Below are 5,504 nucleotides of genomic sequence, written 5' to 3' on the forward strand. Positions count from 1 at the left end.
GCGCGCCCCGGACTGGGGCGCGACGGCCGCGGCCGACGGGGGGGCGTCGGCGGAGCCACCACCGCGCCGCTGCCCGGGCAGGCCGGAGCCGCCGGGGACCTCGCCACCGGCGACCGGGTCGGCCTCGAAGTCGGGCTCGGCCTCGCACTCGGAGTCGGGCTCGGGCTCGACGTCGGGCTCGGGCTCGGCCGCCCCGGGGGCCGCGGTCGTGGCCGCCGGGTCGGCCCCGGGGGCCCGTCGCGGGCCGGGCAGGCCGGGATCTGCGTCGGCGGCCGCGGCCGACCGGGGGCCCGGGACCTCTGCGCCGGGGGCGGCCGGGACGGCCTCGGACTCGACGTCGGGCTCGGACTCGGAGTCGGAGTCGGGCTCGGCCTCGGGCTCGGCCTCGGGCTCGGACTCGACGTCGGGCTCGGAGTCGGGCTCGGGCTCGGGCTCGGCCGCCTCGGGGGCCGCGGTCGTGGCCGCCGGGGCGGTTTCGGCGGGGGCTTCGGGCCGGGCGGAGCCTTCGGCTGCGGGGAGGGGGGTCGCGGCCGTGCGGAGGGCGGTGAGGAGGGGGGCTATCGCCGGTTCGTGGCGCAGCGGGGTGTCCGTGCCGTCCGTTTCCGCCGGGACTCCCGCCGAGATCAGGGCGCGGCGCATCGCCGGGAGGGTGCGGCCGCCGGAGCGGACCAGGACGGCCATGTCCTGCCACGGCACGCCGTCCTCCAGGTGCGCGCGGCGCAGGATGTCGGCGATGTTGTCGAGCTCGGCGCCGGCCGTCGGGTACGTGAAGACCTCCACCCGGCCGCCGTCCCGCGTCGGCTCCAGGCCGCGGTGTGCGCGGACGGCCGCCGCGGGCAGGCGCGGGACCGGCATCCGGGTAGTCAGCAGCCGGGTCGCCGCGAGGAGGTTCGCCCCGGAGCGGCGGCCCACCGTCAGCGCGTGGACCGCCGCGCCCGGGAAGGAGGACTCGAAGTCCAGGATGTTGTTGATGTCGGCGCCGCGGAAGGCGTAGATCGACTGGTCCGGGTCGCCGAAGGCGACGAGCGTGCCCGCCGGCCCCGCCAGGGCCCGCAGCAGCCGCAGCTGGGAGGCGTCCGTGTCCTGGTACTCGTCCACGTAGATCACGTCGTAGGCCGAGGCGAGGGAGGGGGTGCGCTCGGCCAGCAGTACCGCCCGGTGCACGAGCTCGGCGTAGTCCAGCGTGCCCTGCATGTCCAGGACGTCCAGGTACTCGGAGAGGAACGCGGCCGCCGCCTTCCAGTCCGGGCGGCCCAGCCGGGTCGCGAACGCGTCGAGCGCCGTCGGGCCGAGGCCCAGTTCGCGGGCGCGGGCGAGGACGGCGCGGACCTCGTCGGCGAACCCGCGCGTGGTGAGCGCCGCCCGCAGGTCGTCCGGCCAGCGGATGGACCGGATCTGCCGCTGTCCCTCCAGCAGGGTCCGGACCATGACGTCCTGCTCCGGGCCGGACAGCAGCCGCAGCGGATCGGCGAACAGGTCGGTGTCCTGGTGGGCGCGGACGAGTCCGTAGCAGAAGGAGTGGAAGGTGGTGGCCTGCGGGGCGCGCGCCCCGCCGAGCCGCAGGGCGGCCCGGTCGCGCAGTTCCACCGCCGCCTTGCGGCTGAAGGTGAGGATCAGGATCCGGGCGGGGTCCACCCCGGCCTCGACGTGCGCCGCGGCCGCCTCGACGAGGGTGGTCGTCTTCCCGGTGCCGGGTCCGGCCAGGACGAGAAGCGGGCCGCCGGTGTGATCAACCACCGCCTGCTGCGCTGCGTCCAGAACAGGGGGATCCACCCGCTGCGGCCCGGTGCGCACGAGGCGGTACGCGTCAGGGGTCCGCGTACGCCGCCGCTCGGAGCGGTCGGATGGAGAGGTGATCACGTGGGGTGCCGGTCCTGGTGGGTCTGCGGTTGCTGCGGCCGAAGAGGCAACGCTACGGCAACCGGCGGGTGGCGCGCAGTTCCCCGAGGTGGGGCCCGGGAGGCCGGCGGGGAGCCCGCCGCTTCCCGGAACCGGCCCCGCACCCGGCCCCGCACACGGCTTCGTGGCCGTCCCCCGTACGGGCCTTCGTACGGGGGCCCGACCGCCCGCGGCGGCCCCGCATGGCCGAAGCTGTCAGATGTGACCCTCGTCCCGTGCGGCGTGCTCGTCCCGGCCGTCCCAGCGCGCCCGCGGCATGTTCAGCCGGGCCTCGCCGTCGGCCGTCAGACGCAGCGGGGTGGCCTCCGCGCGGTAGTGCTCCAGCGCCCGGTGCTCGCTGCCGGGCAGCGGCCTGCCGTCGGCCCGGACCACCCGCCACCAGGGCACGGCTCCCCCGTACAGGGCCATCACGCGCCCGACTTGACGCGGTCCGCCCTCTCCGAGCCATTCGGCGACGTCCCCGTACGTCATCACCCGGCCGGGCGGAATCCGCTCGGCCGCATCCAGCACGCGCTCCGCGTACGCGGGCAGCTCTTCGCTCATTGCGCCCATGGTGCCGTACATCACGGACTGGTTCCCGGAAGGTTTCCTTCCGTACCGGCACGCACCCTGATGCCCCGCCCGCACGTCGGTCCGTGCCACCATCTTCCGGGCGGTGACTGGTGATACGTGATCAAGAAGAGACGGAAGTGACGACGAAGGAGCAGGGTGTGAGCCCTCCGGACGGCGCGGCTGAGGACGACGGCACGCGCCCGGACCCGTACCCCGGGCCGGGGCCGGGGAAGCTCCCCGACGAGCCCGGGCACGGGACGGGGGCCGTCCCCGAGCCCGCGCCCGCGCCCGAACCCGTGCCCGAGGCCGCGGCCGCGGCCGGGCCGGACGCCGGCACCGCAGCCGAGCCCGCGGACGGAGCCCCGGCCGAACCCCGGGCCCGGGCCGCGTCCGGGGCCGAGCCCGGGGCCGGGGACGAACCCCGAGCCGGGGCCGAACCCGGAGCCGGGAAGGAGCCCGCGGTCGGGCCCGAAGCCGGCGGGGCCGGGCCCGAAGCCGGCGTGCCGCACGGGCACGCCTCCGCGTGCGCCGACCAGGTCGAGGTCGACGAGCCGCTGCTCGCCGCCCGCGTCCACCGGCCGTCCGACCTCGTACGCCTGCTCGTCGGCGTCCTCGGCATCGCCGTCGTCCTCGGCATCGCCGCCTTCGCACACCGCACCACCGCCGGCCTCGAAGCCGACATCAGCCAGGGCACCGGCGCCGCGCCCGACCTGCTGATCAAGGTCGCCGGGCTGGTGTCCAGCATCGCCGTGCTGCTCGTACCCGTCGCCTTCGCCATCGAGCGGCTGATCAAACGGGACGGGCTGCGCATCGCCGACGGCGTGCTCGCCGCCGTCCTCGCCCACGGCGTGACGCTGGCCACCGACCTGTGGGTCTCCCAGGCCGCCTCCGGCACCATCCAGGAGGCCCTCACCCGTCCCACCAGCGTCGGCGGCCCCCTCACCGACCCGGTGCACGGCTACCTCGCGCCCGTCATCGCGTACATGACCGCCGTCGGCATGACCCGCAGGCCGCGCTGGCGGGTCGCGCTGTGGGTGGTCCTGCTGCTCGATGCGTTCGCCATGCTGGTCAGCGGGTACACCACCCCGTTCTCGATCATCCTCACCGTGCTGATCGGCTGGAGCGTCGCGTACGGGACCCTGTACGCCGTCGGCTCGCCGAACGTCCGCCCCACGGGGCAGACCCTCCTCGCCGGCCTGCGCCGGGTCGGTTTCAAGCCGGTCAGCGCCATGCGCGCGGAGCTCCCGGACGGCGCCGACCCCTCGGAGGTCAGCGACCGGGGCCGCCGCTACCACGTCACCCTGGAGGACGGTCCGCCGCTCGACGTCACCGTCGTCGACCGCGAACAGCAGGCCCACGGGTTCTTCTACCGGGTCTGGCGCCGGCTCACCCTGCGCGGCATCACCACGCGGCGCAGTCTCCAGTCGCTGCGCCAGGCCCTGGAGCAGGAGGCGCTGCTCGCGTACGCCGCCATCGCGGCCGGGGCGAACGCGCCGAAGCTGATCGCCACGTCCGAGCTCGGCCCGGACGCCGTGATGCTCGTGTACGAGCACCTGGACGGCCGGCCGCTCGACGCGCTCGCCGACGAGGAGATCACCGACGACCTGACGCGCAGCACGTGGAAGCAGGTACGGGCCCTGCAGTCGCGGCGGATCGCCCACCGGCGGCTCACCGGTGACGCGCTCGTGGTGGATCGTTCCGGCAACGTCGTCCTCACCGACCTGCGCGGCGGCGAGATCGCGGCCGGCGACCTGGTGCTGCGGATGGACATCGCCCAGCTGCTGACCACGCTCGGCCTGCGGGTCGGCGCCGAGCGGGCGGTGGCCTCGGCGGTGTCGGTGCTCGGGCCGGACGCCGTGGCGGACTGCCTTCCGCTGCTCCAGCCGATCGCGCTGAGCCGCTCCACCCGGGCGACCTTGCGCAGGCTGGCCCGGGAGCGGGCCGACCGGCAGCGGGAGGCCGTACTGGAGTCCTCGCGGGCGGCGAAGGCGGCTCGCGAGGCGGGTGCCAAATCGGCCGGAGCCAAGTCGGCGACGTCCACGGCCGCGGAGAAGAAGGCCGAGAAGAAGGCGCTCGACGACGCCCTCGACGGGGCCCGCGAGGAGGATCTGCTGAGCCAGATCCGCCAGCAGGTGCTGCTGATCCGCCCGCAGGCGCCGGTGGAGCCGGCCCGGCTGGAGCGGATCCGGCCCCGCACGCTGGTGTCGTTCATCGCGGGCGCGTTCGGTGCGTACTTCCTGCTCACGCAGCTGGCACACGTGGACTTCGCGACGGTCGTCGGCCAGGCGCAGTGGGGCTGGGTGGGGGCCGCGCTGGCCTTCTCGGCGCTGACGTACTTCGCGGCGGCGATGAGCCTGCTGGGGTTCGTACCCGAGCGGGTGTCGTTCCTGCGGACGGTGGTCGCACAGGTGGCGGGGTCCTTCGTGAAGCTGGTGGCACCGGCGGCGGTCGGCGGTGTCGCGCTGAACACGCGGTTCCTCCAGCGGGCCGGGATCCGGCCGGGGCTGGCGGTGGCGAGCGTCGGCGCCTCGCAGCTGTTCGGACTGGCGAGCCACATCCTGCTGCTGCTGGCCTTCGGCTATCTGACGGGCACCGAGAAGACCCCGGAGATGACCCCGTCCCGGACGGTCATCGCGGGTCTGCTGACGGTGGCCGTGCTGGTGCTGGTGGTGACGGCGGTGCCGTTCCTGCGGAAGTTCGTGGTGACGCGGGTGCGGGCCCTGTTCGCGGGTGTGGTGCCGCGCATGCTGGACGTGCTCCAGCGGCCGCAGAAGCTGATGACGGGCATCGGCGGGATGCTGCTGCTGACGGGCTGCTTCGTGATGTGCCTCGACGCCTCGATCCGGGCGTTCGGCGGCGGCCAGGCCATCAGCTACGCGAGCATCGCGGTGGTGTTCCTGGCGGGCAACGCACTGGGCTCGGCGGGGGGGGCCCCCCGCCGGGCGGCGCGCGGGGGGGCGGCCGGCCGGCCCGCGGCGCCCCCCCGGCCCCCCCCCCCACGCCCTGCTCGGGGCTGCGATCCTCGCGCATACGGCGTTCGTCCCGGGCTGGGC

Annotated in this window: 3 protein-coding genes; 1 reads left to right on the top strand and 2 read right to left on the bottom strand. The window is 75.7% G+C overall.

Translation table 11 applies throughout. From position 1 onward, the window contains the following. Together ACFXA3_RS34050 and ACFXA3_RS34055 are read right to left on the bottom strand one after the other, a co-directional pair. Positions 1 to 1,857: ATP-dependent helicase (locus tag ACFXA3_RS34050; RefSeq protein ID WP_385193318.1), on the bottom strand; the 1,857-nt coding region annotated here is incomplete at its 3' end. Positions 1,858 to 2,094: 237 nt separating this feature from the next. Next, on the bottom strand, positions 2,095 to 2,463 hold the full coding sequence (locus tag ACFXA3_RS34055; RefSeq protein ID WP_385193320.1) for an MGMT family protein: 369 nt from the start codon (positions 2,461 to 2,463) through the stop codon (positions 2,095 to 2,097). A gap of 98 nt (positions 2,464 to 2,561) precedes the next feature. On the opposite strand from ACFXA3_RS34055, the gene ACFXA3_RS34060 reads away from it, so the two are divergent. Further along, on the top strand, positions 2,562 to 5,504 hold a 2,943-nt coding region (locus tag ACFXA3_RS34060; RefSeq protein WP_385193315.1), incomplete at its 3' end, for a YbhN family protein.

This window comes from Streptomyces sp. NPDC059456, assembly GCF_042750055.1.
Lineage (GTDB): Bacteria > Actinomycetota > Actinomycetes > Streptomycetales > Streptomycetaceae > Streptomyces.

Bases quoted from the DNA above. Each gene is read 5' to 3' on its own strand.
- ACFXA3_RS34055 (WP_385193320.1), bottom strand. From the start codon at position 2,463: ATGTACGGCACCATGGGCGCAATGAGCGAAGAGCTGCCCGCGTACGCG.